General features: G+C 67.2%; 27 protein-coding genes. 15 read left to right on the forward strand and 12 right to left on the reverse strand.

The window, feature by feature from the left end; genetic code table 11:
* The first annotated feature begins 49 nt into the window (after window positions 1-49).
* Window positions 50-1,120: a porin gene (locus CEJ42_RS15015; protein ID WP_088751623.1), complete on the forward strand. Its 1,071-nt coding sequence runs from the start codon at window positions 50-52 to the stop codon at window positions 1,118-1,120.
* Window positions 1,121-1,216: 96 nt separating this feature from the next.
* On the opposite strand, the gene CEJ42_RS15020 is transcribed toward CEJ42_RS15015, so the two are convergent.
* Both CEJ42_RS15020 and CEJ42_RS25060 read right to left on the reverse strand, forming a co-directional pair.
* Window positions 1,217-1,795 (reverse strand): disulfide bond formation protein B, encoded by a 579-nt coding sequence (locus CEJ42_RS15020; RefSeq protein ID WP_079217720.1) that lies wholly within the window; start codon window positions 1,793-1,795, stop codon window positions 1,217-1,219.
* Between the two features lie 9 nt (window positions 1,796-1,804).
* A complete protein-coding gene (locus tag CEJ42_RS25060) occupies window positions 1,805-1,963 on the reverse strand; it encodes a DUF5993 family protein (protein ID WP_165774445.1) in 159 nt (52 codons plus the stop codon).
* Between the two features lie 197 nt (window positions 1,964-2,160).
* On the opposite strand from CEJ42_RS25060, the gene CEJ42_RS15030 reads away from it, so the two are divergent.
* On the forward strand, window positions 2,161-3,123 hold the full coding sequence (locus CEJ42_RS15030; RefSeq protein ID WP_079217722.1) for a 3-hydroxyacyl-CoA dehydrogenase NAD-binding domain-containing protein: 963 nt from the start codon (window positions 2,161-2,163) through the stop codon (window positions 3,121-3,123).
* Between the two features lie 1,248 nt (window positions 3,124-4,371).
* Here the strand turns inward: CEJ42_RS15030 and CEJ42_RS15035 are convergent.
* Window positions 4,372-5,277 (reverse strand): LysR family transcriptional regulator, encoded by a 906-nt coding sequence (locus CEJ42_RS15035; RefSeq protein ID WP_088751624.1) that lies wholly within the window; start codon window positions 5,275-5,277, stop codon window positions 4,372-4,374.
* Between the two features lie 141 nt (window positions 5,278-5,418).
* Between CEJ42_RS15035 and CEJ42_RS15040 the strand changes: the two genes are divergently transcribed.
* From CEJ42_RS15040 to CEJ42_RS15055, 4 genes are all read left to right on the forward strand, one after another.
* A complete protein-coding gene (locus CEJ42_RS15040; protein ID WP_079217724.1) occupies window positions 5,419-5,880 on the forward strand; it encodes a PACE efflux transporter in 462 nt (153 codons plus the stop codon).
* Between the two features lie 176 nt (window positions 5,881-6,056).
* Window positions 6,057-6,557: a Csu type fimbrial protein gene (locus CEJ42_RS15045; protein ID WP_079214233.1), complete on the forward strand. Its 501-nt coding sequence runs from the start codon at window positions 6,057-6,059 to the stop codon at window positions 6,555-6,557.
* Between the two features lie 267 nt (window positions 6,558-6,824).
* Window positions 6,825-7,436 carry a superoxide dismutase gene (locus tag CEJ42_RS15050; RefSeq protein ID WP_088751625.1) on the forward strand — a complete coding sequence of 204 codons (612 nt, stop codon included), beginning with the start codon at window positions 6,825-6,827 and terminating at the stop codon, window positions 7,434-7,436.
* 80 nt (window positions 7,437-7,516) lie between these two features.
* Complete coding sequence (locus tag CEJ42_RS15055) at window positions 7,517-8,143, forward strand: nucleotidyltransferase family protein (protein ID WP_243397871.1); 627 nt, start codon at window positions 7,517-7,519, stop codon at window positions 8,141-8,143.
* On the opposite strand, the gene pdxR is transcribed toward CEJ42_RS15055, so the two are convergent.
* Window positions 8,103-9,629: a MocR-like pyridoxine biosynthesis transcription factor PdxR gene (pdxR, locus tag CEJ42_RS15060; protein WP_088751627.1), complete on the reverse strand. Its 1,527-nt coding sequence runs from the start codon at window positions 9,627-9,629 to the stop codon at window positions 8,103-8,105. The two genes, CEJ42_RS15055 and pdxR, sit on opposite strands and share 41 nt — an antisense overlap.
* A 100-nt stretch (window positions 9,630-9,729) precedes the next feature.
* Between pdxR and CEJ42_RS15065 the strand changes: the two genes are divergently transcribed.
* Both CEJ42_RS15065 and CEJ42_RS15070 read left to right on the forward strand, forming a co-directional pair.
* Window positions 9,730-10,368 (forward strand): FMN-binding negative transcriptional regulator, encoded by a 639-nt coding sequence (locus tag CEJ42_RS15065; protein ID WP_088751628.1) that lies wholly within the window; start codon window positions 9,730-9,732, stop codon window positions 10,366-10,368.
* A gap of 306 nt (window positions 10,369-10,674) precedes the next feature.
* A complete protein-coding gene (locus CEJ42_RS15070) occupies window positions 10,675-11,586 on the forward strand; it encodes a helix-turn-helix domain-containing protein (protein WP_088751629.1) in 912 nt (303 codons plus the stop codon).
* A gap of 39 nt (window positions 11,587-11,625) precedes the next feature.
* On the opposite strand, the gene CEJ42_RS25265 is transcribed toward CEJ42_RS15070, so the two are convergent.
* The 5 genes from CEJ42_RS25265 to CEJ42_RS15095 all read right to left on the reverse strand — a co-directional run bounded on the left by CEJ42_RS25265 (window position 11,626) and on the right by CEJ42_RS15095 (window position 15,999).
* Window positions 11,626-14,151 (reverse strand): ATP-binding protein, encoded by a 2,526-nt coding sequence (locus tag CEJ42_RS25265; RefSeq protein WP_243397872.1) that lies wholly within the window; start codon window positions 14,149-14,151, stop codon window positions 11,626-11,628.
* Window positions 14,148-14,546 carry a response regulator transcription factor gene (locus CEJ42_RS15080; protein WP_237772406.1) on the reverse strand — a complete coding sequence of 133 codons (399 nt, stop codon included), beginning with the start codon at window positions 14,544-14,546 and terminating at the stop codon, window positions 14,148-14,150. Before CEJ42_RS15080 ends, CEJ42_RS25265 begins: the two co-directional genes overlap by 4 nt.
* A gap of 249 nt (window positions 14,547-14,795) precedes the next feature.
* On the reverse strand, window positions 14,796-15,041 hold the full coding sequence (locus CEJ42_RS15085) for a DUF1427 family protein (protein WP_079217731.1): 246 nt from the start codon (window positions 15,039-15,041) through the stop codon (window positions 14,796-14,798).
* 18 nt (window positions 15,042-15,059) lie between these two features.
* Window positions 15,060-15,227 carry a DUF1427 family protein gene (locus tag CEJ42_RS15090; RefSeq protein WP_088751675.1) on the reverse strand — a complete coding sequence of 56 codons (168 nt, stop codon included), beginning with the start codon at window positions 15,225-15,227 and terminating at the stop codon, window positions 15,060-15,062.
* 82 nt (window positions 15,228-15,309) lie between these two features.
* A complete protein-coding gene (locus CEJ42_RS15095) occupies window positions 15,310-15,999 on the reverse strand; it encodes a hydrolase (protein WP_079217732.1) in 690 nt (229 codons plus the stop codon).
* A 233-nt stretch (window positions 16,000-16,232) separates the two neighbouring features.
* Here CEJ42_RS15095 and CEJ42_RS15100 point away from each other — a divergent pair, with 233 nt between their 5' ends.
* The 5 genes from CEJ42_RS15100 to CEJ42_RS15120 all read left to right on the forward strand — a co-directional run bounded on the left by CEJ42_RS15100 (window position 16,233) and on the right by CEJ42_RS15120 (window position 21,036).
* Window positions 16,233-18,113 (forward strand): amidohydrolase, encoded by a 1,881-nt coding sequence (locus CEJ42_RS15100; RefSeq protein WP_088751630.1) that lies wholly within the window; start codon window positions 16,233-16,235, stop codon window positions 18,111-18,113.
* 2 nt (window positions 18,114-18,115) lie between these two features.
* On the forward strand, window positions 18,116-18,532 hold the full coding sequence (locus tag CEJ42_RS15105) for a DoxX family protein (protein WP_088751631.1): 417 nt from the start codon (window positions 18,116-18,118) through the stop codon (window positions 18,530-18,532).
* 139 nt (window positions 18,533-18,671) lie between these two features.
* Window positions 18,672-19,493, forward strand: a complete 822-nt coding sequence (locus CEJ42_RS15110) for an alpha/beta fold hydrolase (protein ID WP_079217735.1) — start codon at window positions 18,672-18,674, stop codon at window positions 19,491-19,493.
* An 11-nt stretch (window positions 19,494-19,504) separates the two neighbouring features.
* Window positions 19,505-20,032, forward strand: a complete 528-nt coding sequence (locus CEJ42_RS15115) for a Dps family protein (protein ID WP_122984490.1) — start codon at window positions 19,505-19,507, stop codon at window positions 20,030-20,032.
* A 155-nt stretch (window positions 20,033-20,187) separates the two neighbouring features.
* Entirely contained in the window at window positions 20,188-21,036 is an 849-nt protein-coding gene (locus CEJ42_RS15120) for an AraC family transcriptional regulator (protein WP_207760432.1), read from the forward strand.
* Window positions 21,037-21,068: 32 nt separating this feature from the next.
* Here the strand turns inward: CEJ42_RS15120 and CEJ42_RS15125 are convergent, their stop codons facing one another.
* Window positions 21,069-21,467, reverse strand: a complete 399-nt coding sequence (locus CEJ42_RS15125) for a hypothetical protein (RefSeq protein WP_088751633.1) — start codon at window positions 21,465-21,467, stop codon at window positions 21,069-21,071.
* A 24-nt stretch (window positions 21,468-21,491) separates the two neighbouring features.
* Entirely contained in the window at window positions 21,492-22,112 is a 621-nt protein-coding gene (locus tag CEJ42_RS15130; protein ID WP_079219275.1) for a response regulator transcription factor, read from the reverse strand.
* A gap of 330 nt (window positions 22,113-22,442) precedes the next feature.
* Between CEJ42_RS15130 and CEJ42_RS15135 the strand changes: the two genes are divergently transcribed.
* Both CEJ42_RS15135 and CEJ42_RS15140 read left to right on the forward strand, forming a co-directional pair.
* A complete protein-coding gene (locus CEJ42_RS15135) occupies window positions 22,443-23,147 on the forward strand; it encodes a YoaK family protein (RefSeq protein ID WP_088751634.1) in 705 nt (234 codons plus the stop codon).
* Window positions 23,144-23,722 carry a TMEM175 family protein gene (locus tag CEJ42_RS15140; protein WP_088751635.1) on the forward strand — a complete coding sequence of 193 codons (579 nt, stop codon included), beginning with the start codon at window positions 23,144-23,146 and terminating at the stop codon, window positions 23,720-23,722. The genes CEJ42_RS15135 and CEJ42_RS15140 overlap by 4 nt, the downstream gene beginning before the upstream one ends.
* Window positions 23,723-23,731: 9 nt before the next feature.
* Here the strand turns inward: CEJ42_RS15140 and CEJ42_RS15145 are convergent, their stop codons facing one another.
* Window positions 23,732-24,568 (reverse strand): SDR family NAD(P)-dependent oxidoreductase, encoded by an 837-nt coding sequence (locus CEJ42_RS15145; protein ID WP_165774446.1) that lies wholly within the window; start codon window positions 24,566-24,568, stop codon window positions 23,732-23,734.
* Between the last annotated feature and the right edge of the window lie 18 nt (window positions 24,569-24,586).

Genomic DNA, 24,586 nt, shown 5'->3' on the forward strand with positions numbered 1-24,586 from the left:
CATGGTGCGCGGCGCAACACCACAACAGCTTTCAACCAAGGAGATCACAGTGCAGAAGAAACATCTGGCCGCCGCGACGGCGCTGGCCGCCATCGCCGCAGCCGCGGGCCATGCCCAGGCGCAGAGCAGCGTCACCATCTACGGCCTCATCGATTCGGGCGTGGAATTCGTCAACAACGCCGGCGCCAACGGCGGCAGCGTCACCCGCCTGTCCTCGGGCACCATGAACACCTCGCGCATCGGCTTTCGCGGCAGCGAAGACCTGGGCGGCGGCCTGAAGGCCATCTTCCAGCTGGAAAACGGCTTCAAGCTGGACAACGGCGGCTTCGACGGCGACGCCAACCAGCTCTTCAACCGCCAGTCCAACGTCGGCCTGGAGGGCGGCTTCGGACGCGTGGTGGCCGGACGCTCGTTCTCCACCACCTATGACTTCATCCTGCCGTTCGACCCGATGGGCTACTCGGCCAACTACTCGTGGGTGACCTCGGCCGGCGCCACCGGCGGGCGCAAGGACGGCATGCCCACCGGCGTGTCCAACCTGGTGAAGTACCAGGGCGAATTCAGCGGCGTGAAGATCGGCGCCATGTACGGCTTCGGTGAAGTCGCCGGCAATACCAGCGACAGCGCCAAGTACGGCGTCGGCCTGGGCTGGGGTACCGGACCGTTCAGCGTGGCCGGCACCTTCGACCGCGTCAACGGCACCACTGCCGCCAACGGCGCCTACGACAAGACCACCACCGCCCACCTGGCCGGCGGTTACCAGCTGAGCGACGCCTGGAAGTTCAACCTGGGTTACCGCTACTACAAGAAGACGCTGGCCTCCGGCGCCACCGACCTGCGCAGCGATTTCTTCTGGGGCGGCGCCAGCTACAAGATCACGCCTGCAATGACGCTGATCGGCACGGTGTACTACCAGAACATCAAGAACGTGGCCAGGGATGCGGATCCGATCATGTACTCGCTGCGCCTGAAGTACGCCATGTCCAAGCGCACCGACCTGTACCTGAGCACGGCCTACGCCAAGGCCAAGAACAACCAGCTGGTCGGCCTGTCGCGCGACGATGTCGGCTACGGCAACAGCCAGTTCGGCATGACGCTGGGCATGCAGCACCGCTTCTGAGTTTGAGGAAGCCACCGGCGCGGATGCGCCGGGTTTGAATAGTCTTGAGACGTCGGAACTTGATCCGGCACGGGGGCATCCTCCGTGCCGGTTTTTTTATTTGCCGAGCAGCTGGTAGAAGGTGGGATCGTCCTCGCAGGCGCCGCCGCCGCATTCGAGCACGGTGGAAACCAGGTTGCCGGCCACCAGCAGGATGAACAGGATGCAGGCCAGCTTGCCGCCCGCCGATTTCCAGGCCGGATCGCGCGCCGGAGCTTCCCAGCTCTTGAGCATCAGCAGCAGCGCGATGCCGGCCACGGCGGCCAGCGAAGACAGCGCGGCCAGCGTGTAGAAATGCAGGCCCATGAAGGTCGAGCCGTAGCCGGCGTCGCCCGGCGTGATGTGCAGGAACACCTGGCGCAGCGCGATGACGCCGGTGGCCAGCGCGCCCGCCAGCGCCACGCCGTAGTGCGCCGCCTTCACGCCGAAGCGCACGTTCATCATCAGGCCGATGCCCATGAGGATCATGCCGGCGCGCTGCAGCAGGCACAGCGGACAGGGCAGTTCCTTGAGCGCCAGCTGGTAGTAGAAGGCGATGCCGAGCGAAGCGCAGATGGCCAACAGGCCCAGCACGTTGAGCACGTTGCCGCCGGAGCTGGCGTTGCCGCGCAGGGAGGAATAGGGAGATTGGTCCATGTCGCCGCCTCAGAAGGAAAGCGTCAGCGCGCTGGTCGCGTGGAAGGAGAACGACCACAGCGTCACGCACAGCGTGGCCAGCCACATGGCGTAGCTGAAGCCCTTCCAGCCGGCGGCGATGCCCAGCACGGCGAAGAGCGCCAGCAGGAACGGAAGATACATGAACATGGGGAAAGCCTTTGTCTTGATCCAGGTCCGCATTGGCGGTTTTGTTTGTGCGCGATGATAACGTAAAGCAAGTGATAAGCTGCCGTGATTTTGGGCAGGCGAGGCAATTTCCCGTGCATTTGGACGGGTTCCTTGTTCTTCTGGCAAGCGCCGCGGCCCGGATTCCGCATTCGCAACATCAATAAGAGGAGAGACCAATGCAAGAACAACAAGCCGTCCCGCCGTCCGGCATCAAGCGCATCGCCGTGGTCGGCACCGGCGTCATCGGCGCCAGCTGGGTGGCCTACTTCCTGGCGCGCGGGCTGGACGTGTCGGCCACCGATCCCATGCCGGACGCCGAACGCAAATTGCGCGAGGCCGTGGCGCGCCACTGGCCCAGCCTGGAAACGCTGGGCCTGGCGCCGGGCGCATCGCTGGAGCGACTGCGCTTTTTCGACAAGCTGGAAGATGCACTGGAAGGCGCCGACTTCGTGCAGGAAAACGGTCCCGAGCGCGAAGACCTGAAGATCGACCTGTTCCGTCGCATGGATGCGGCCTTGCCGGCGCACGTGATCCTGGCCTCCAGTTCGTCGGGCCTGCTGATGAGCAAGGTGCAGGCCGCCTGCCGCCACCCTGGGCGGGTGGTGCTGGGGCATCCCTTCAATCCGCCGCACCTGATCCCGCTGGTGGAGGTGATCGGCGGACAGGCGAGCTCGGAAGCGGCGGTGCAGTCGGCGCTGGACTTCTATGCGGCGGTGGGCAAGAAGCCCATCCATGTGCGCAAGGAGGTGAAGGGCCACATCGCCAACCGCCTGCAGGCAGCCTTGTGGCGCGAGGCCTTTCACCTGGTGGAGCAGGGCGTGGCCAGCACCGAGGACATCGATACCGCCATCGCCTACGGACCGGGCTTGCGCTGGGCGCTGATGGGGCCTTACCTGAACCTGCACCTGGCCGGCGGCGAGGGCGGGGCGCGCCATGCGCTGGATCACCTGGGGCCGCCTATCGAGAGCTGGTGGGCGGATCTGGGTTCGCCTGCCATCACCGAGTCGCTGAAAGAGACGATCACGGCCGGGGTGGAGGAGCAGATGGAGGGGAAGACCCTGGGAGGCCTGGCGGCTGAGCGGGATCAGTTGCTGGTGCAGTTGCTGGTGGCCAAGGGGAAGGCCAAGGTGATTCCTTGAGCTTGGGTTTTGTCGTGGGTTGATCTGTTTTGTGCTTGCCTGTTGGGGCGGGGGAGAGGCGGAATTTGTGGGTGGCTTGGCTTGCCTGCGGCTTCGATATACAGGCTCGCTATCTAATGTAATCCGTCATCCCGGCGAAGGCCGGGATCCAGCGTCGTTCGTCGCGCCTCCGAGAACTCCGTTCGGACTGAGTAGCCGCGTATGCGGCGTATCGAAGTCAGCGTGTATGCGGTTGTGTTTGTTTGGGTAGTCTGGTCTTGCTGCCTGCAGATGTACTGGCTCTATGCCTATCTTTCTCCGGCCGAAACGGAGCGCCGGGAGCGGCCCGGCAGCCGCTCACTTTTCTTGCTCCGCCAAGAAAAGTAAGCAAAAGAAGGCGGCCGCTACCGCCCAGCCCCTTCGGGGTACCCGCTGAACCGCACGGAAAAATGGGAAAGGAGGCAAGTCGCTACGCTCCGGCCTCCTTTCTGATCCATTTTTCCGCGCGATTCAGCGGCTGGGCAGAAGCGGACTTCGTCTCCGGCTCGCCTGCGGCTTTGCCTTGTTCTTTTCATGCTCGCCTTCGGCCTCGCGGTGCTTGCTGCTTGCTGCTCGCTGCTCGCCTGCGGCATCGATATACAGGCTCGCTATCTCATACAATCCGTCATCCCGGCGAAGGCCGGGATCCAGTGTCGTTCGTCGCGCCTCCGAGAACTTCGTTCGGACTGAGTAGCCGCTTTGCGGCGTATCGAAGTCAGCGTATATGCGGTTGTTCTTCGGGGTAGTCTGCTCTTGCTGCCTGCAGATGTACTGGCTCTATGCCTATCTTTCTCCGGTCGAAACGGAGCGCCGGGGGGCGGCCCGGCAGCCGCTCACTTTCTTTGCTCCGCCAAAGAAAGTAAGCAAAGAAAGGCGGCCGCTACCGCCCCGCCCCTTCGGGGTGCCCGCTGAACCGCACGGAAAAATGGGAAAGGAGGCAAGTCGCTGCGCTCCGGCCTCCTTTCTGATCCATTTTTCCGTGCGGTTCAGCGGCTGGGCAGAAGCGGACTTCGTTGACGGCTCGCCTGCGGCTTTGCCTTGTGTCCGGCTCGCCTTCGGCCTCGCGGTGCTTGCTGCTCGCTGCTCGCTGCTCGCCTGTGGCATCGATTCCCTGGCTCGCTATCCAATGTAATCCGTCATCCCGGCGAAGGCCGGGATCCAGCGTCGTTCGTTGCGCCACACCAAACGCATCCAGCCCCCAACCACGACCAACAAAGCCGCAGCACGACCCTACTTGCCCTTTCTCCTGCTGGGCGCCATCTCCCGCATCAAGGCGATGAAGCGCTGCGCTCCCAGCCCCAGCGGCCGGTCCTTGCTCCACACCACGTCCACCCACAGGCGCAGCTGGTTGCTGATGTTGTCGAAGTCGATCGCTGCCAGCAGTCCGGCCTCGATCTGCTGTTGCACCAGGCTGTGCGGCAGGTAGGCCCAGCCCAGGCCTTCGCGCACCAGCGACAGCGTGGCCAGGTGGTTGTCGGTGCGCCAGATCTGGCGAGCCAAAAAGAAGCGAGGGTCGGAGATGCTGGCGTCGCGGCTGGCTACCGCGATCTGGCGGATGTCGTACAGGTCTTCGTAGCGCAGCTTGCGCTTCCTTCCCTTCAGGGCCGGGTGCTGCGGCGAGATGACCGCCACCAGCATTTCGCTGCTGAATTCCTGGAAGGCCTCGCGGTCGTTGCCGGCGTGGCGCTCGAACACCAGCGCCAGCTGCGCGGTGTTGTCGTACAGCATGCGCATGGCGTCGGCCTGCGGCGAGGAGAGGACTTCCACCTCCAGCGACGGGAACTCCTCGGCCAGCACCGCCAGCGGCCGCGCCCATGGCACCGACAGCAGCTCGGGCGCGACCGCCAGCGTCAGCTTGCGCTCCAGCCCCTGGTGCATGGCCAGGGCGTGGGCGTCGAGCTGGCGCAGGGTGCTGGCCAGCAGGCGGGCGTCGGGTTCGAGCGCACGCGCCATGTCGGTGGGACGGGCGTCGCGCGCGGTGCGGTCGAACAGGATCAGGTCCAGCTCGGCCTCGAGCTGGCTGATGGTCATGCTGACCGACGAGGGCACGCGGCCCAGCGCGCGCGCCGCGGCAGAGAAGGAGCCGCCGTCGAGCACGGCGAGGAAAACCCGGACGTTGTCGCTGGAGAAAGCCATGTTGCTATTTTGGTTATCAAAAAATCTGAAAGAAGCCGACTTCTTCTATCAAAAATTAAACCATAAAATTCTCCCCGTACCCAAGGCCTATATGAAACAACGCCATTTCGCGTTGCCAGGCCGGCAACCCAGGAGAATTCCATGCAAGGCTTCAAACGCAAACTGACCTACGCCTGCCTGTTCGAGGCACTGGCGATCGTCTTCACCACCTTCGGCCTGGCCGTCATCGCCGGCCACGACAGCGCCCATTCGACCGCCGCCGCCGTGGCCTCGTCGACCATCGCCTTCATCTGGAACTTCATCTTCAACGGCCTGTTCGAGCGCTGGGAAGCGCGCCAGGCCAAGCGCGGCCGCGGCTTCGCCCGTCGCGCGGCGCACGCCATCGGTTTCGAGGGCGGGCTGGTGCTGATGCTGGTGCCGATGTTCGCCTGGTGGCTCGATATCGGGCTGTGGGACGCCTTCGTGCTGGATCTCGGCCTGATCGTGTTCTTCATGGTCTACACCTACCTGTTCAACCTGGGCTTCGACCGGGTGTTCGGCCTGCCCAGCTCGGCCATGCCGGCCCCGGCGCCGCAGCCGGGCCGGCCGGTGGAGGCGCGCTGAGCGCGGCCGGCCAGGGAGATTCCTGATGGGGAAATGCCTGATGCGTTTCCCGCAACTTTCAGGATTGCCCCGATGTCGGTGAATCCGGCAAAAAACTAAAGTGTCTCCATACCCGCTGCACACAGAAGTTCTCGCACAGGGCGAGGGCAGTCGCAGGGATCCACAGGAGAATGAACATGTTTTTTGCCAAGAAAAATCGCTTCGTCTGCGCTTCCATCGCCGCCGTCGTCCTGGCTTCCAGCGCTCCCGCATCCTTCGCCGCGACCGCCACCAGCTCGCTGACCATCAGCGCATCGGTGGTTGCAGCCTGCACCGTGGTCGGCTCGGCCATCGCCTTCGGCGCCTACACGCAAACAGTGGTGAACCAAAGCGGCAGCATCACCGTGCTGTGCACCAACGGCACCACCTACAACGTCGGCCTTGACGCCGGCACCGGCAGCGGCTCCAGCGTGACCACCCGCAAGATGAGCGCCACCGGCGGCGGCACCCTGAACTACGCGCTGTACCGTGATTCGGGCCGCACCAACAACTGGGGTTCGACCATCGGCACCGACACCCAGGCCGGCACCGGCACCGGTCTGCTGCAAACGCTGACCGTGTACGGCCAGATCCCGGCTTCGCAAACACCGCTGGCCGGCGCCTACTCGGACACCGTGACCGTCACGCTGACCTACTGATCTGCCGATGCGCGGCGGCGGATGTCCGCCGCGACCAGAAGTCAAAAGCCCGCTTCAACGCGGGCTTTTTCATTTGCCGCATGGGTTTGCATTTTTATCCCTGCCGGCGACAGGGATTAGGCTTGTCTGTTTCCTACTAGAATTGAATCTTTTCGTCTTCCGGGCATCTTTTCGGAAGATCCGGACCCACCGTCCACCGCCACCCAACCGGCAGCCTCCGAACGGCCCTCGCGGCCGCGATTTCCACAACCCCATCGGAGAAATGCCATGCCTTATACCTTGCCAGCCCTGCCCTACGCCTACGATGCGCTCGAGCCGCACATCGATGCGCAGACCATGGAAATCCACTACAGCAAGCACCACCAGACCTACATCAACAACCTCAACGCCGCCGTCGCCGGCACCGAGTGGGAAAAGTTGCCGGTCGAGGAACTGGTGGCGCGCGTGAAAGACGTGCCGGACAAGCTGCGCGCCGCCGTGGTCAACCAGGGCGGCGGCCACGCCAACCACGCGCTGTTCTGGACCGTGATGGCGCCCGATGGCGGCGGCAAGCCCGACGGCAAGCTGGCCGCGGCGATCGATGCCGAGCTCGGCGGCTTCGACGCCTTCAAGGAAGCCTTCACCAAGGCCGCCGTCTCGCGCTTCGGCAGCGGCTGGGCCTGGCTGTCGGTCACGCCGCAAAAGAAACTGGTGGTGGAAAGCAGCGGCAATCAGGACAGCCCGCTGATGAACGGCAACACCCCCATCCTCGGCTTGGACGTATGGGAGCACGCCTACTACCTGCGCTACCAGAACCGCCGCCCGGAATACATCGGCGCCTTCTACAACGTGGTGAACTGGCCTGAGGTAGCGCGTCGTTATGCCGCTGCCATTGCCTGAGCCTGTTTTCGCGCCAATAGAAACGGCGTCCATCGGGCGCCGTTTTTTCGTCTGATCGAGCGTAGCTGGCGATCGCTACAATGAGCGTATTGCTGAAAGGACAGATCGGTGTCGGAAGCCGAATGAACAACGAAGAAAGATTGCGCCGGCTGATCGCAGAAGACGATGAACGCATGCGCGTACTGCATGCGGTGCGCTCGCTCGCCTTGCCGGATGGCTGGATCGGCGCCGGCTTTGTCAGGAACGCCGTATGGGATGCCTTGCATGGGCTCGCGCCACGTCTGCCCGCCAGTGACATCGACGTCATCTGGCATGACCCCGCGCGCTGCGACGCGAGCGTCGACGCCGTCCTGGAGGCGCGCCTGCGCGAGATCGATCCGGCGCCGAACTGGTCGGTGCGCAATCAGGCGCGCATGCATGTGCGCAACGGAGACGCGCCTTACGACAGCTGCCGGGAAGCAATGACATGCTGGCCGGAAACAGCCACCGCGGTGGCGGCGAGATTGAGCGCGCAAGGGACAATCGAGATCTCCGCACCTTTCGGCGTCGGTAATCTGTGGGCCGCGATCATCAGGCCGACGCCCGCCTTCTCCACGCACAAGCATCCGATATTCATGGAACGGGTGATATCACGTCAATGGCAACGGCATTGGCCGCGCCTGCGGCTTATCTCTGGCGACGACCAGGCAGCGGCGACTTGCGTGTGAGGCCGACGGACGAGGCGATGACCTGGGCCAGCTTGCGCGCCGCCTTCTCCATCTGCTCCCCGCTGAATCCGCCAAAGCCCAGCACCAGCCCCGGCCGGGCGCTGCCGTCGGCGAACATGGGCGATACCGCGCGCACCGCCACTCCCGCCGCGGCCGCGTTGCGCGCCACCTCCACGTCATCCAGGCCGGCGTTGAGCCACAGCAGCAGGTGCATGCCCTGGTCGCTGGGTTGCAGCCATGCCAGTTCCGGCGGCAGCAGGCGCGTGAGCGTGTGCATCAGCTGCCGGCGGTGCTCGGCGTAGACGCCGCGCACGCGGCGGATGTGGCGATCCAGGTGGCCTTCTTCCATGAACGCGGCCAGCACATGCTGGTCGGCGCCGGGCGGGCTGCGGTCCATCAGCACGCGCGCGCCGGTGAAGGCCGGCACCAGCTCGGGCGGCGCGATCAGGTAGCCCAGCCGCAGCGAGGGATAGAGCACCTTGCTGAAGGTGCCGAGGTAGACCACGCGCTGCGGGTCCAGCCCCTGCAGCGAGGGGAAGGGGTGGCCGGCGTAGCGCAGCTCGCTGTCGTAGTCGTCTTCCACGATCCAGGCGCCGGCCGCGCGCGCCCATTCCAGCAGCGCGTCGCGCCTGGCCATGCTCATCGGCATGCCCAGCGGATACTGGTGCGAGGGCGTGACGAAGGCGGCGCGCGCGTCCGGCGCCAGCCGCATGCCGGCGGCCACGTCCAGCCCTTCTTCGTCGACCGGCACGCGCACGGCGGCCTTGCCGGCGTCATGTTGCAGGATGGAGGTGATGCCGGAGTAGGCCGGGTTCTCGACCCAGGCCCGCTCGCCGGCGCCCAGCAGCACCTGGCAACACAGGTAGAGGCCCTGCTGGGTGCCGCTGGTGACGATCACCTGCTGCGCCTCGCAGCGCACCGAGCGCGAGCGGCGCACATAATCGGCGATGGCCTGGCGCAGCGGCAACGCGCCCTGCGGATCGCCGTAGCCGGCGGGCGCGCCCAGCCCGCGCGCGCGCAAGCGGTTGCCCAGCCGGCGCCAGGCTTCGCCCGGCACGGTGGCGCCCAGCGGCACGGAAATCGCGAACGGCACATGCGGCAAGGCGCTGAATTGCTGCGCCACGCGGGCGAACGCCGCGGCCGGCGTCGGCAGCGGCGCCGGAGCGCTCTTGCGTGCGGCCTTGCGCGGAGCGGGCGTGGTTTCGCGGCGCGCTTCGATGGCTGCGGCCACCCGCGTGCCGGCCCCGGGGCGCGCTTCGAGAAAGCCCTCCGCCACCAGCTGTTCGAAGGCTTCCACCACGGTGCCGCGCGCCAGCGACAGCGACTGCGCCAGCATCCGGGTCGAGGGCAGCGCTTCGCCCGGGCGCAGTTCGCCGCGGCGGATCGCCTCGCGCAGCGTCTGCGCCAGCTGGCGGCCCAGCGATCCTGCCGCGCGGTCCAGTGCGCCGAGCGCGGGCAGGTCGATGACGTGGGCTTTCCTGGGCATGATTCCGGTCTACTCGAATATGTTGAAACTGGACCTGCATATTAAGCCAGTTTGGCGGCACAATCCTCCCATCATCCACCGCCGCCGCCAGGAAGCCGCCATGTATATCCCCGCCCATTTCGACGAACCGAGCACCGACGTCCTGCACGGCATGATCGTCGCCCATCCTTTCGGCGTGCTGGTCTCGCACGGTGGCGGCGCGCTGGACGCCAACCACCTGCCGTTCCACCTCGACCCCACCGCCGGCGCGCTGGGCACGCTGCATGCGCACGTCGCGCGCGCCAATCCGCTGTGGCGCGAACTGGCCGACGGCGACGCCGTGCTGGCGGTGTTCTCGGCCGGCGACGCCTATGTCTCGCCGAGCTGGTATCCGAGCAAGCACGAGGCGCACCGCCAGGTGCCGACCTGGAACTACATGGTGGCGCACGCCCACGGCCGCGTCATCATCCGCGACGACGAGCGCTACCTGCGCGGCGTGGTGGCGCGGCTGACGCGCACGCATGAGGCGACCGAGGCCACGCCATGGAAGATGTCGGACGCGCCGGCCGATTTCGTCGACACCCTGCTCAAGGCCATCGTCGGCATCGAGATCGAGATCACACGCCTGGAGGGCAAGCGCAAGCTCAGCCAGAACAAGGAAGTGCGCGACATCCGCGGCGCCGGCGAGGCGCTCATGGCGCGCGGCCACGACGCCGTGGGCGAGGCCATGCTGGAGGCCGCCGCACGCAAGGAGCAATAGCGCGCATCCGGGTTTGCCATGGGGAAAAAGCGGCGCAGCAAAATGCGTCGCTTTTTTTTCGTCCGTAAGGCTGGCGCAAGCACTGCTCGCCTATGCTTGCAGAATGAAATCCGTCGGAAATCTTCGCTGTTCAGGGCGTGCAACAAATATTGTGCCGCGCACAAATTCTGCAGTATCTGTAAAATCCGGTAAATGAATGAGGGCGCCGACGGGCGCTTTCCGGGGACGCATGGCGCCGGTGGACGACCGGCGATGCGTCCGCTTCAAGGCTGACGAGCATTCCTGTCTCCAATGAGGTCCCTGTCCATGTCCGCATCGACTTCCTTCGCCGACTCCATCGTTACGCCCGCCGGCATCGATTCGCTGGGCTGCCTGGCCGACAGCCTGCACAAAAGCCACGAACTGCGCCGCCCCGACCTGGCCTTCTACCGCAAGCGGGTTGACCAGGAGCAGGTCTCGCAGGTGCGCACGGATGCATCGGACCGCGGTTTCCTGGTCGGCGTGTCGATGTCGCCGCAGCATCGCCGCAGCATCTTTCGCGGACGCCAGGGTTCGCATCACGACTTCAATCGCGGCGGCATCTACATCCGCGATTTTTCCGAGGACTACCGCGCCGACATCCACGGCGCCTTCGACTTCCTGCTGGTCGAATTGCCGCGCGCGTTCTTCGAGCAATCGGGCCAGGACCAACGCGGCCGCATCCCCGGCCTGAAGACGGTGACTGGCCTTTACGATCCCGTGCTGGAGCACCTGGCGCATGCGCTGGCGCCCGCGCTGGCGCGGCCGGACGAGGCCAGCATGCTGTTCGTCGACCAGATCGGCGTGGCCATCGGCACCCATGTGATGCAGCGCTACGGCGGCGCACGGGCGCCGCGGGGCGTGCGCGGCGGCCTGTCGCGCCTGCACGAGGAGCGCGCCAAGCAGATGCTGATGGAAAAGGTGAGGGGCAACGTCTCGATCCCCGAGATCGCGCGCGAGTGCAACATGTCGGCCAGCTACTTCCTGCGCGCCTTCAAGGAAAGCACCGGCCAGACGCCGCACCAGTGGCTGATGGCGCAGCGCGTGCAGCGCGCCCGCGAGTTCCTGCGCGACACCGAACTGCCGCTGGCGGAGGTGGCGATCGCCTGCAACTTCTACGACCAGAGCCACTTCAGCCGGGTGTTCTCGCAGGTGGTCGGCACCTCGCCGGGCAGCTGGCGCCGCCACAGCCGCGGCTGAAGAGCGCCGGCCGTCGATGCCTGGCGTGCGCGGACCCGCTCAGGGCACGCGCGGCATGTCGAACCGGAACACCGTGCCGCAGGGCTGCGCCCCGGCGACCCTGATGCGTCCGCGATGGTTCTCGACGATGGAGCGGCAGATCGCCAGCCCCATGCCCATGCCGTTTTCCTTGGTGGTGTAGAAGGCGTCGAACACGCGCGGCATGGCGTCGGGCGCGATGCCCTCGCCGGTGTCCTGCACCGCCACTTCGACGCGCTGGTCGCCGGTGCAGGCCGACGACACGGTCAGGGTGCGCGGCCGGTCGCGCACCTCGGCCATCGCCTCGACCGCATTGACCACCAGGTTCAGCAGCACCTGCTGCAGCTGCACCAGGTCGCCCAGCGCGCAGGTTTCTTCCGGCGCCAGCGCCAGCACCAGCGACACTTCCCTGCGTTCCAGCTCGCTCTTCGAAATCGTCAGGATGTGGCGGATCGCCGCATTCACGTCGACCCGCGCGAACACCGGCTCGGTGTTGCGCGTCAAGCCCTGCAGGCCGGCGATCATGCCGCCGGCGCGCTGGCCTTCGGCGACGATGTCGCGCAGGCCGGCGCGCGCGTTGTCCAGATTGGGCGGATCGCGGTCCAGCCAGCGCAGGCTGGCGCCGGCGTTGGAGACGATGGACATCAGCGGCTGGTTGATCTCGTGCGCGATGGACGCCGTCAGCTGGCCCACCGTGTTGGCGCGCGAGACGCGCTCAAGGTCGGCCTGCGCCACGCGCATCGCGTATTCGGCCTGGCGCCGCACGGTGATGTCGGTAGCGGTGCCGACATACTCGACGAAGGTGCCGTCCACCCACACGGGTTTGCCGATGCCGGAGATGTAGCGCACCTCGCCGGTGTCGCGCCGGCAGATGCGGTGCTCCACCCGTATCGTGCCGCCCATGGCGACCGCGGCGTCGACGGTGTCGATCACTTCCTGGCGGTCGTCGGGGTGCATCAGCGCCGCGAATTCTTCATAGTTGATGCAGTTGCGGCCGTCTTCCAGGCCGTAGATGCGGCACAGCTCGTCGGAGCAGAACATCAGGTCCTCGCGCACCAGGTAGCGCATGCTGCCGGTGTGGTTGAAGCGCTCGCCCTGCTTGAGCAGTTCCTGGCTGGTGCGCAGGGCCTGCTCGGCGCAGGCCAGCTGTTCGTTCTCGCGCCGCAGCCGCGCGTGGGCCAGCGCGTTGTGCAGGCATATCGCGGCGTGCGCGGCCAGCCGGCGGGCCAGCGTCAGCTGGCGCGCGTCGAAGGCGGCGCCGTGCTCGCCGCGCACCAGGTAGAGCGCGCCCGGCACCTCGCCGCCGTGCGTCAGCGCGATGCACAGCGCGCGGCAGGCGCCGTCCTCGTCATCGTGGGCCGCCGCGCTTTGCAGCAGCGAGCCGTCGTTGCCGGCGCACACGCTGCCGCCTTCCAGCGCCAGCTCCAGCATGCCCAGCGACATTTCACCCTCGCCGGCGGCGCGGCGGCGGGTATTGATCTCGATTGCGCCGCCCGACGCCAGCGCCTCGGCTTCGATATAACTGCGGCCTTCGTCGCGCAGCAGCAGCAGGCAGCGCCAGGCGCCGGTCAGTTCGCAGGCGATGCCGGCGATGGCCGGGCGCAGCTGTTCCAGGTCGAGTTCGGCCGACAGCGCGCGCATGGCGCGCAGCAGGGCATCGATGTCGTGGGAGTCGTCGGTAGCGGCGGTGGCGTCGCGGGACAAGATGGTTTTCCTGGAGGCGGATCGGTTGGCAAGGGGGACGGCCGGCGCGGGAGCGGGCAGGGCGCAGGCGTATTGTTCCAGCGCCTGCGCGACTTCTTCCGCGCCTGGCCAGCATTGTGCCGCATCCTGCGCCAGCATGCGCATCACCAGGCGCGAGAGCCGTTCGGGAATGGCGCGGTTGAAGGCGCGCGGCGACCGGCATTGCGCGGCATCGGCCGCCGGCGCCCGGCCCGCCAGCAGCAGGTAGTAGATCTCGCCCAGCGCGTGCAGGTCGGCGCCGGTATCGGTCGCGTGGCGCGCCGGCGCCGCCATGCCGAAGCCGCCCAGGCGCACGCGACGCTCGCCGGCCGGCGCCGGATATGGCGACTGCTGGGGTGACGGACGGGGCGCGGCATCGATGAAGAAGCAGCCGGCATTGAGGTTGCCGTGCGCCAGTCCCGCGCGGTGCAGGCCATGCAGCGCGCGCGCCATCTGCGGCGCCAGCGCCAGGAAGGACGTCACCGACAGCCGGCGCGGCGCGGCCGCCGCCAGCGATACCGCATCCGCATCGGCATACAGCAGCGTGAGCGAACCCGGGGCGCTGACCGATCCCACCGGCGCCAGCGCCCAGGCCGGGTCGAGCCGCTCGCGCAGCGCCAGCTCGTTGGCCAGTTCGCGCGCGGCGTCGGGCTGCATGTGCGGCGAATGGGCGCGCGCCACCAGCAATTGCGGCAGCGCCCCGCCGGGCTGCCGGGCGCTCAGGTAAGCCACCGCGCCGGTCTTGCACAGCACGGTGTAGTCGCGCTCGTCAGGCGTGCCGGCTGGGGCGGCTTGGTTCAGGAAGGCGGGATAGGGCAGGTTCAATCGGGAGCTCCGGAGGCGAGGATGGCGTCGCGCAGCAGCGCCAGCAGCGTGTCGGCGTCGACCGGCTTGGGCAGCAGCGCCGCGCCCAGCCCGGCCGAACGGCGCCGCTGCAGCGCATCGCCGCGCGCGGTGATGAAGATCAGCGGCAGGCCCGGCCGCAGCGGCGCCAGGCGCTCGGCCAGCTCGAAGCCGTCCATGCGCGCCAGGCCGATGTCGACGATGGCGCAGGCGATGCCGCGCAGGTCGGCGGCGAGGAACTCCTCCCCCCCGGGAAAGGCGCAGCCGCGATATCCGGCCGAATCCAGCAGGTTGCACAAGGCCGCGCGCACGCCGTGATCGTCGTCGACCACGGCGACGGTATGGCGCGGCGCCAGGTAAGTCTCCCCTTTTTTCATCATCCTCAGCCATGGGCCGACGCCACGCGGGCATGGCCGGCGCGGTGTCGGTGGGTGGTCCGCCCTGGGCGCGCGTTACGGTGGCGCGCCCGGGGCGGATGCGGAACGGCTGTGGTCCGCCCGCGGAAAGAACCGGGTTGCGTCCCGCCTGCGCGCGGCTCTGTGCGGCTGCGTCGCGGCGGGCGTCTTGCTGGCGTCATGTTCTGGTGTTGCGCCGGCTCTGCGGCCGGTGGTCCTGCATGCGAGGTCTTACTGCTTGTCCTCCGGCGGCGGCGCGCCGGTGATCTTGGGTATGCATTCGCGGTGGAACCAGGCGGCCGTGATCGGCTCGCCGGCGAGCTTGCGGCGGATGATCGGCACCAGCTGCTCGCCGATCAGCATGCCCAGCAGGCCCAGCAGCGCGATCACCGGCGGCGCCGGCGACTGCACCTGCAGCGCGTAGTAGATGACGCCGGCGACGGCGCCCATCAACAGGGAAATCAGGTAAGGCTTCATGTCGTGCTTGCTCCGGTGTCAGCCGCCCAGCAGATGGCTCAGGGTTGGAATCAGGCGTTCGCCGATCACCATGCCGAGCAGGCCGATCAGGGCGATGCCCGGGGGCGCCGGCGAGCGCCCCTTGAAGAACGCATAGAAGACGCCGATCAGGATGCCGGCGCAAAGCGAGATGAGATAGCTGGTCATGTCGATCACGGTGGTGGGTCCGGAACTGCCGCGCGCGGCCGTCCCCTCGCGGGAAGGGCCGCGCCGGCAACCTGCCGCCTGCTTACTTGGCCGGCACCGGAGCCAGGGTCTTCTGGTTGCCGTGCGGACGCTGCTCGGCCTTGTGCACCATGGTGTAGGCGTAGTCCACGCCCATGCCGTAGGCGCCCGAATGTTCGCGCACGATGTCCATGACGGCGTTGTAGGTGCCCTTGCGCGCCCAGTCGCGTTGCCACTCCAGCATCACCTGCTGCCAGGTGACCGGGATCACGCCGGCCTGGATCATGCGCTGCATGGCGTAGTCGTGGGCTTCCTTGGAGGTGCCGCCGGAGGCGTCGGCCACCATGTAGATCTCATAGCCGCCTTCGGCCATGGCGCACAGCGCGAAGCTGTTGTTGCAGACTTCGGTCCACAGGCCGGCGACCACGATCTTCTTCTTGCCGGTGGCAGCCAGGGCGTCGCGCACCTTCTGGTCGTCCCAGGAGTTCATCGAGGTGCGTTCCAGGATATTGTGCTCGGGGAACACCGACAGCAGTTCCGGATAGGTATAGCCGGAGAAGCCTTCGGTTTCGACGGTGGTGATCACGGTCGGGATGTTGAATACCTTGGCGGCCTTGGCCAGCGCCACGGTGTTGTTCTTCAGGACCTGGCGGTCGATGGATTGCACGCCGAAGGCCATTTGCGGCTGATGGTCGATGATGATCAGCTGGCAATTGTCGGGCGTGAGCACTTCGAGTTTGGTATTGGTGGTCATGATCGGATCCGTAGAAGGTGGGGAGGTCGGACGGCCGCCGGGGAGAGCGGCGGCTGCCGGAGGCGATCATAGGCAAGGGGGCGGGGCGCTGCCATTATCCGTTCGTATAGCTGGACGCCCGCGCGGGGTTTTTGCACACTGCCGTCATCAACAGATCCGTGCGGGATCGCCCGGTTGCGACGGGCGTCGATGCCACGGGACACGCCATCATCCTTAGTTAGCACGGAGCCAACATGACGACTGCAGCAAGCACGACGCCCGACCTGATCCTGATCAACGGCAAATTCCATACCGTTGACAAGCAGAATCCCATCGCCGAAGCGGTCGCCATCGGCGGCGGCAAGTTCATCGAGGTCGGCGATGCCGCCTCGGTGATGCGGCTCAAGCAGCCCGGCACCAAGGTCATCGACCTGGGCGGGCGCACCGCCATCCCCGGCCTGAACGACTCCCACCTGCACCTGATCCGCGGCGGCCTGAACTACAACCTGGAGCTGCGCTGGGAAGGCGTGCCCTCGCTGGCCGACGCGCTGCGCATGTTGAAGGACCAGGCCGCGCGCACCCCGCATCCGCAATGGGTGCGCGTGGTCGGCGGCTGGACCGAGTTCCAGTTCGCCGAGAAGCGCATGCCCACGCTGGAAGAGCTCAACGCCGCCGCGCCCGACACCCCGGTGTTCGTGCTGCACCTGTATGACCGCGCGCTGTTGAACCGCGCCGCGCTGGCCGCCGTCGGCTACACCAAGGACACCCCCAATCCGCCGGGCGGCGAGATCGTGCGCGACGCTTCGGGCAACCCGACCGGCATGCTGATCGCCCGTCCCAACGCCATGATCCTGTACGCCACGCTGGCCAAGGGACCGACGCTGCCGCTGGAATACCAGGTCAACTCGACGCGCCAGTTCATGCGCGAGCTCAACCGCCTGGGCGTGACCAGCGCCATCGACGCCGGCGGCGGTTTCCAGAACTACCCCGAGGACTACCAGATCATCAACAAGCTGGCCGCCGAGAACCAGCTGACCATCCGCATCGCCTACAACCTGTTCACGCAGAACAAGGGCGGCGAGCTGGAAGACTTCAAGAAGTGGACCACCATGGTCAAGCCGGGCGACGGCAACGACTTCTTCCGCCATAACGGCGCCGGCGAGATGCTGGTGTTCTCGGCCGCCGACTTCGAGGACTTCCTGGAGCCGCGTCCCGACCTGGCCGCCGGCATGGAAGACGAACTGGAGCGGGTGGTGCGCCACCTGGTCTCCAACCGCTGGCCGTTCCGCCTGCACGCCACCTACGACGAGTCGATCTCGCGCATGCTGGACGTGTTCGAGAAGGTCAACCGCGACATCCCCTTCGACGGCCTGCACTGGATGTTCGACCACGCCGAGACCATCACCGAGCGCAACATCGAGCGCGTGAGGGCGCTGGGCGGCGGCATCGCCATCCAGCACCGCATGGCCTTCCAGGGCGAATACTTCATCGACCGCTACGGCACCGAGGCTGCCGAGCACACCCCGCCGGTGGCCAAGATGCTGGAGATGGGCGTGCCGGTGGGCGGCGGCACCGACGCCACCCGCGTGGCCAGCTACAACCCGTGGACCGCGCTGTACTGGCTGGTGTCCGGTCGCACCGTGGGCGGCGCCAAATTGTACGGAGCCGCCGGCCGCCTGCCGCGTGAGACCGCGCTGGAACTGTGGACCGCCGGCAGCGCCTGGTTCTCCAGCGAGCAGGACAAGAAGGGCCGCATCCAGGCCGGCCAGCTGGCCGACCTGGCAGTGCTGTCGGCCGACTTCTTCAGCGTGCATGAGGACGACATCAAGGCCATCGAGTCGGTGATGACGGTGGTCGACGGCCGCGTGGTCTACGCCGCCGGCGCCTTCTCGTCGCACGGCCCGGGCGAGATCCCGGTGTTGCCCGAATGGTCGCCGGTGGCCAAGGTGCCGGGCCACTACCGCGCCGTCGCGGCCAACAACGCGCAGCAGAAAAGAACCGCGCTGCCGCATGCCTGCGTCGGCTCCTGCGGCGTGCACGGCCACTCGCACGACGTGGCGCGCAAGTCCGATGTTCCCGTGTCCAACTTCGCCGGCTTCTGGGGCGCGCTGGGCTGCAGCTGCTTCGCGTTCTGATCATGGGCGCGCGCACATCATTGCGGCTGCCCACGCCGCCGCTCGACTTCGGCCTGCTGTTCCTGCGCATCGCCGGCAGTTTCATGCTGTTCTACGTGCACGGCCTGCCCAAGCTGATGCACTACGCGCATGAGCTGACGGTGATCGAGGATCCCTTCGGCTTCGGCCCGGCGCTGTCGCTGTGGGCGGCGATCTTCGCCGAGGCGCTGTGCCCGCTGCTGATCGCCGCCGGCGTCTTCACCCGGCTGGCCTGCCTGCCGGTGATCGGCGTGCTGCTGGTGGCCATGCTGGCGGTGCATCCGGACTGGAGCATCGCCGAAGGCCAGTTCGGCTGGCTGCTGCTGGTGATCTTCACCTCGATCGCCCTGTGCGGCCCCGGCAACTGGCGCCTCGGCGCCCAGGCGCGAACGGCAGACTGATTCTTCCCGCATGAACCGACACGCGCCCGGCCGACGGCCGGGCGCGCGGGCACGTGCACGCTTTTTTCTCCCCCGCCGTTCGCCACATGAAGGCGCACGGCCACGCAGCAACCCAACCGCCACTTACAAGGAGCGCACCATGAGCACCATCACCACCCGCGACGGCACCGAGATCTACTACAAGGACTGGGGCAGCGGCCAACCGGTCGTGTTCGGCCACGGCTGGCCGCTGGACGGCGACATGTGGGAGTACCAGATGAACTTCCTGGCCGAGCGCGGCTACCGTGTCATCGCCTACGACCGCCGCGGTTTCGGCCGCTCGGGCCAACCCTGGAACGGCTACGACTACGACACCTTCGCCGACGACCTGCATGAGCTGATCGAAAAGCTGGACCTGAAGAACGCCGTGCTGGTGGGCTTCTCGATGGGCGGCGGCGACGTCGCGCGCTACATCGGCCGCCACGGCACCCAGCGCCTGTCCAAGGCGGCGCTACTGGGCGCGGTCACGCCGATCTTCGGCAAGGCCCCCGGCCATGACATCGGCGTGCCGGGTGAGGTGTTCGACGGCATCAAGGCCGGCTTGCGCCACGACCGCGCGCAGTTCCTGTCCGACTTCGCCACCGTGTTCTTCGGCACCAACCGTCCCGGCCACAAGGTGTCGCAGGGCGTCTTGGCGCAGACCTTCAACATCGCCATGCTGGCCTCGCTCAAGGGCACGATCGACTGCGTGACCGCCTTCTCGCAGACCGACTTCCGCGACGACATGAAGAAGTTCGACATCCCGACCCTGGTGATCCACGGCGACGACGACCAGGTGGTGCCGCTCGAAGCCACCGGCAAACTGGCCGCGCAGATGGTGCCGGGCGCCCAGCTCAAGGTCTACGCCGGCGCGCCGCATGCGCTGTGCTTCACCCACAAGGACCAGCTCAACGAAGACCTGCTGGCCTTCCTCAAGGCATGAGCGGAGCGACCATGGACGCCACCAAACGCCAGGAACTGGAGAAGCGCCGCATGGCGCAGCTGGCCACGCCCAGCATGCTCAGCGAGCAGGCCAGCAAGGAAATCACCGGCGGCCTCAACATGCTGCTGGCCGACATCTTCGCGCTCTACCTGAAGACCAAGAACTTCCACTGGCACATGTCGGGCCCGCACTTCCGCGATTACCACCTGCTGCTGGACGACCAGTCCCAGCAGATCATCGCCATCACCGATGCGGTGGCCGAGCGGGTGCGCAAGATCGGCGGCGCCACGCTGCGCTCGGCCGGCCATATCGGCGAGCTGCAGCGCCTGTCCGACAACGACAGCGACTATGTCACGCCGGCCGACATGCTGGCCGAATTGCGCGAGGACAACCTGCGCCTGGTCGGGTTCATGCTGGCCACCCACGAGCTGTGCGACGAGCACGGCGACGTCGCCACCGCCAGCCTGCTGGAGAACTGGATCGACGAGGCCGAGCAGCGCGCGTGGTTCCTGTTCGAGTCGGGGCGCGACGGTCGCTGAGCATCGGGCATCGGGCGCTACGTGCTCGCACGCAGTGCCTGGAAAACGGCGTTTGCGGCAGCGGCGGAAGTCTCGTATATTGCCCACGGGGGATGGCGGTGGCGTGAGCCGCGCCATCCCTTTTTTGTCTGCTTGGCAATCAACAGGAGCCCGACATGCTGCGCCCGCCTTCTCCCGTCCTGCGCAAGAGCGTGCCGTCCCGGTCCGGCATCGGCGTCACCCGCGCCACCATGCTGCAGCCGTTGCCGGCGCCGCCGGTGATCGAGATTCCCTGCGATGACGCCTTCTCGGTGATCGTGCAGCTGGAGGATTTCCGCCACCACAAGTTGTGGCGCGGCAAGCGGCTGGTGCATGCCGGTTCGCACCGGCGCGGCGAGGTGGCCATCACCGACCTGCGCGAAGAGTGGCGTTGCCAGCACCTGTCGGCGTTCGACAACATGCGTTTTCATGTGCCGCGCGCGACGCTGGAGGAGTTGAGCCGCGAAAGCGGCGTGCGCGTCACCGGCCTCAATCCGGTGCAGGCCGCGCGCGACCCGGTGGTGTTCCACCTGGCGCAGGCGGCCCTGCCGGCCATGGGCGGCGCAGCGGCCGATACGCTGTTCATCGACAGCGTCACGCTGGCGCTGCACACCCACCTGTGCAACCGTTACGGCAAGCAGGAAGCGCAGCCGGCGGCCGGCCGCCTGGCGGCGTGGCAGGAGGCGCGCGTGCGCGACTACATGCTGGCCAACCTGGCGCGCCGGCTGACGCTGGAAGAAGTATCGGCCCAATGCGGCCTGTCGCGCGCGCACTTCGCGCGCGCCTTCAAGAATACGTTCGGCGTGCCGGCCCACGCCTGGTTGCAGGGCCAGCGCATAGCGCGCGCGCAGCAACTGCTGGCATCGGGGGAAAAGAGCATGACCGAGGTGGCGCTGGAATGCGGCTTCGCCGACCAGAGCCATTTCAGCCGCGTGTTCAAGCGCGTGCTGGGCGTGGCGCCGGCGGCCTGGCTGCGCGCGCGCTAGCCGGGCGCCGCCGTTGGCGGCAACGGGGAAGGTTAGGCCGGACGGCGTTGCAGCTTGCCCAGCGCCAATCTCAGCGCGCCGTGCTGGATGGTCAGCTCGGGTGAGTCGTGCAGGGCGGCCAGGTACTTCTCGCGGAACGCCGGCTGGCTGGCCGGCGCCGGGCCGATCAACTGTTCCAGCGTGGTCTTGAAGGCGGCGAGTTCTTCGTCGGACGGCGCGGCTTCCTCATCCAGGCGCTCGTCGATCTCCACCATGAACTCGGAGAGGATGCGCAGCCAGGCGAAATCGGGATGGGTCGTCACCAGCTGCAGGTGGTCGAAGGGCGTGCCCACCGCGCCGAACACGCGCGACTGGCAATCGATCAGCAATTTATGCAGCTTGCGCAGTTCCGAGGCCAGCTGGCGCAGGTCGGCGCGATTCGGTCCAGTCATCCTTCAATCCTTTTATCCATACGTTCATCGATGCCTGGCGCTGCTGATCTGCAGCCGCTCGGCGGCGCGCACCAGGTCGGCCAGGGTCTTGGTCTGCATCTTGTCCATCACGCGGCGCTTGTGCACCTTCACCGTGATTTCGCTGATGCCGAGTTCAGTGGCGATCTGCTTGTTGAGCAGGCCGCCGATGGCCAGCTCCAGCACTTCGCGCTCGCGCGGGGTGAGCGTCTCCAGGCGCAGCGTCGAGGCCGCCTGCTCGGTGCGCGCGGCCAGCTCGCGGCCGGCGATGTGCAGCGCTTCTTCCACCGCTTCCAGCAGCCGTTCGCCGTGGATGGGTTTGGTCAGGAACTCATGCGCGCCGGCCTTCATCGCCTGCACCGTGACCGGGATGGTGCCATAGCCGGAGATGAAAATCACCGGGATCGCATCGCCGCGGCGTTCCAGCCGGCGCACCACCTCGAAGCCGTCGGAGCCGGGCATCTTCATGTCCAGGATCAGGCAGCACGGCGCGCACGGCAGGCGTTCGCGCAGGAACTCGTCGGCCGAGGAAAAGCCGCGCGCCTGGTGGCCGGCCGACGCCAGCAGGCGCAGCAGCGCCTCCCTGACCATGCCGTCGTCGTCGACGACAAAAACTGTTCTTTCCATGATGGTGTCCGTCACGCCCGGTTGCAAGAATCATTGCCTGCGAAGTTGCGACCGGCTTGCGGCGTGTCGCCGTGGGGCGACGCTGGGCCTGGAATGGCCGTGCTTTGCGGTCGCCATCATGATGTGCATTCGCATCTGGTTTGGATTGTATGAATGTGCTGTTTTTTGTACAAAACGCGCTCGGCTCGCCGGGCGCCGCAAGCCGTCGTTGTCGATTCGTCAATATGACAACGTTGCCACTATCCCCAGAGGTAATGGGCGCGCCGCGGGCGTGGTGCTATCGTGAGCGCCAATGCGGCATCCGCTCCTGCAACCCTTCAAGTGAGTCCCATGAACGCAGCACAACGCAATCGCCTCCAGTCATCCAGCCTGGCCTTTCTCGCAGGCTACGTCGACACGCTGGGCTTCATCGCCCTGTTCGGCCTGTTCACCGCCCACGTCACCGGCAACTTCATCCTGATCGGCGCCGCGCTGGCCGACAGCTCGCAGATGTCCATCCTGCTGAAGTTCCTGGCCTTCCCCGCCTTCGTCATCGGCGTGGCCGGCGCGCGCCTCTACATCGCCGCGATCCAGCGCCGCAACGGCGCGGCGCTGGCCTGGTCCTTCCTGCTGCAGCTGATCCTGCTGACCGGGTTCATGGCCTGCGGCATCGCCGCCACGCCGGTGCAGTCGCCGACCTCGGGCTGGGTGATGGCGTCCGGCCTGCTGGGCACCGCCGCCATGGGCGTGCACAGCGCCATCAGCCGCCTGCTGCTGGCGCACCTGGCGCCGACGTCGCTGATGACCGGCAACGTCACGCAGGTGGTGATCGATACCGTGGACGTGCTGCGCGGCGGCGCCGACGGCGCCACCACCGAGCGCTGCTTCAAGTTCCTGTGGCCGGTGTTGTCGTTCGGCATCGGCGCCATCGCCGCCGCCTTCGCCTATCACGCCTTCGGCTTTACCGGCCTGCTGGTGCCGGTGGCGATGCTGGTCGTCATGGTGTGGAATGAATTCAGGCAGCCGCAGGCCGCGGCGGGCGCCGCGGCCAAATGAACAAGGCGCGCCTGGAGGCCTTCAGCGACGGCGTGATCGCGGTGGCCATCACCATCATGGTGCTGGGCCTGCAGACGCCGCGCGGCGCCACGCTGGACGACCTGCTGGCGCTGGCGCCGCAGCTGCTGAATTACCTGCTTAGCTTTGTCTACGTGGGGATCTACTGGGTCAATCATCACCACCTGGTGCAGGCCGCCACCCATGTCGACCGCCGGGTGCTGTGGACCAACCTGCACCTGCTGTTCTGGATCTCGCTGATTCCCTTCGTCACCGGCTGGATCGCCAGCCACCACCGCGATGCGTTGCCGGTGGCCTGCTACGGCCTGGTGCTGCTGATGTGTTCGCTGTCCTTCCTGCTGCTCAAGCGGGCGCTGCGCCACAGCGAAGCGGGCAGCCCCACGCTGGCAGCGGTGATCGGCCACGGCCGCAAGAACGCGGCGTCCATCCTGCTCTACGCATTGGCCATTCCGTTGGCGGCATGGAGCCCGCTGGGCGCCAACGCCATCTATGTGTTGCTGGCGGCGCTGTGGTTCCTGCCCGACCACCGCTTCGAGGAACTGGGCAGGCGCGCCTGAGCGAGGCGCTCATGCCCGGCCTGCGCTCAGGTCGGTGTTCATCGACACCAGTTCCCAGTCGCTCAACTCTTCCTGCAGGTCGCCGATCTTGCGGCGCACGTTGTCCAGCGCGGCGCTGCCCAGTAGCAAGCGGCGCGGCGGACGGCGCGTGGACGCCACCAGCAGCACCGCTTGCGCGGCGCGTTCCGGGTCGCCCAGGCTGGCCGCCGCGGCTGTCGCCGCTCGCGTGCCTTGCGCGTGGTAGTCGGCGATGCGCCGGCGCGCGCGGCGGCCGCTGCGCAGTTCCTCGCGGCCGCGCTCGTCGGCGAAGCAACCCGGCGTGACCGCCGTGGCGTGGATGCCGAACGGCGCCACCTCGCGCGCCAGCGCCTCGGTCATGCCTTCCAGCGCCAGCTTGCCGCCCTGGTAGATGCCGGCGCCGACCGCGTCCGGCTGGCAGGCGGTGGGCAGGATGTTGAAGATGCGCCCGGCGCGGCGTGCGCGCATGTAGGGCAGCGCCGCCTGGATCACGGCGATGGCGCCGAACACGCCCGCCTCAAAATGCGCGCGCATCTCGTGCAGCGAGACTTCCTCGATCATCCCGCGCAAGCCGCCGCCGTCGTTGTTGACCACCACCGCGATGCCGCCCGTGACTGCCTCGATCTCGTCGACCGTGGCGCGCACCGCGTCGCCGTCGGTCACGTCCAGCACATAGCACAGCGGGCGCGCGGCGAACCTGTCTTCGTAGGCGCGCCGCTCGGCCGCGCTGCGCACGGTGGCGGCCACCGCATGTCCGCGCGCCAGCAGTTCGGCGCTCAGTTCCAGTCCAAAACTGCTGTAGGCGTTGGTGATCAGCCAGGTATCCATGTTGCCCTCCGAGAAGTA

It is taken from the genome of Herbaspirillum robiniae (assembly GCF_002213415.1).
Classification (GTDB): Bacteria; Pseudomonadota; Gammaproteobacteria; order Burkholderiales; family Burkholderiaceae_D; genus Herbaspirillum; species Herbaspirillum robiniae.

Coding starts and splice junctions, on each gene's coding strand:
- CEJ42_RS15020 (WP_079217720.1), bottom strand. CDS start 1,795: ATGGACCAATCTCCCTATTCCTCCCTGCGCGGCAACGCCAGCTCCGGC.
- CEJ42_RS25060 (WP_165774445.1), bottom strand. CDS start 1,963: ATGTTCATGTATCTTCCGTTCCTGCTGGCGCTCTTCGCCGTGCTGGGC.
- CEJ42_RS15030 (WP_079217722.1), top strand. CDS start 2,161: ATGCAAGAACAACAAGCCGTCCCGCCGTCCGGCATCAAGCGCATCGCC.
- CEJ42_RS15035 (WP_088751624.1), bottom strand. CDS start 5,277: ATGGCTTTCTCCAGCGACAACGTCCGGGTTTTCCTCGCCGTGCTCGAC.
- CEJ42_RS15040 (WP_079217724.1), top strand. CDS start 5,419: ATGCAAGGCTTCAAACGCAAACTGACCTACGCCTGCCTGTTCGAGGCA.
- CEJ42_RS15045 (WP_079214233.1), top strand. CDS start 6,057: ATGTTTTTTGCCAAGAAAAATCGCTTCGTCTGCGCTTCCATCGCCGCC.
- CEJ42_RS15050 (WP_088751625.1), top strand. CDS start 6,825: ATGCCTTATACCTTGCCAGCCCTGCCCTACGCCTACGATGCGCTCGAG.
- CEJ42_RS15055 (WP_243397871.1), top strand. CDS start 7,517: ATGAGCGTATTGCTGAAAGGACAGATCGGTGTCGGAAGCCGAATGAAC.
- pdxR (WP_088751627.1), bottom strand. CDS start 9,629: ATGCCCAGGAAAGCCCACGTCATCGACCTGCCCGCGCTCGGCGCACTG.
- CEJ42_RS15065 (WP_088751628.1), top strand. CDS start 9,730: ATGTATATCCCCGCCCATTTCGACGAACCGAGCACCGACGTCCTGCAC.
- CEJ42_RS15070 (WP_088751629.1), top strand. CDS start 10,675: ATGTCCGCATCGACTTCCTTCGCCGACTCCATCGTTACGCCCGCCGGC.
- CEJ42_RS15080 (WP_237772406.1), bottom strand. CDS start 14,546: ATGAAAAAAGGGGAGACTTACCTGGCGCCGCGCCATACCGTCGCCGTG.
- CEJ42_RS15085 (WP_079217731.1), bottom strand. CDS start 15,041: ATGAAGCCTTACCTGATTTCCCTGTTGATGGGCGCCGTCGCCGGCGTC.
- CEJ42_RS15090 (WP_088751675.1), bottom strand. CDS start 15,227: ATGACCAGCTATCTCATCTCGCTTTGCGCCGGCATCCTGATCGGCGTC.
- CEJ42_RS15095 (WP_079217732.1), bottom strand. CDS start 15,999: ATGACCACCAATACCAAACTCGAAGTGCTCACGCCCGACAATTGCCAG.
- CEJ42_RS15100 (WP_088751630.1), top strand. CDS start 16,233: ATGACGACTGCAGCAAGCACGACGCCCGACCTGATCCTGATCAACGGC.
- CEJ42_RS15105 (WP_088751631.1), top strand. CDS start 18,116: ATGGGCGCGCGCACATCATTGCGGCTGCCCACGCCGCCGCTCGACTTC.
- CEJ42_RS15110 (WP_079217735.1), top strand. CDS start 18,672: ATGAGCACCATCACCACCCGCGACGGCACCGAGATCTACTACAAGGAC.
- CEJ42_RS15115 (WP_122984490.1), top strand. CDS start 19,505: ATGGACGCCACCAAACGCCAGGAACTGGAGAAGCGCCGCATGGCGCAG.
- CEJ42_RS15120 (WP_207760432.1), top strand. CDS start 20,188: ATGCTGCGCCCGCCTTCTCCCGTCCTGCGCAAGAGCGTGCCGTCCCGG.
- CEJ42_RS15125 (WP_088751633.1), bottom strand. CDS start 21,467: ATGACTGGACCGAATCGCGCCGACCTGCGCCAGCTGGCCTCGGAACTG.
- CEJ42_RS15130 (WP_079219275.1), bottom strand. CDS start 22,112: ATGGAAAGAACAGTTTTTGTCGTCGACGACGACGGCATGGTCAGGGAG.
- CEJ42_RS15135 (WP_088751634.1), top strand. CDS start 22,443: ATGAACGCAGCACAACGCAATCGCCTCCAGTCATCCAGCCTGGCCTTT.
- CEJ42_RS15140 (WP_088751635.1), top strand. CDS start 23,144: ATGAACAAGGCGCGCCTGGAGGCCTTCAGCGACGGCGTGATCGCGGTG.
- CEJ42_RS15145 (WP_165774446.1), bottom strand. CDS start 24,568: ATGGATACCTGGCTGATCACCAACGCCTACAGCAGTTTTGGACTGGAA.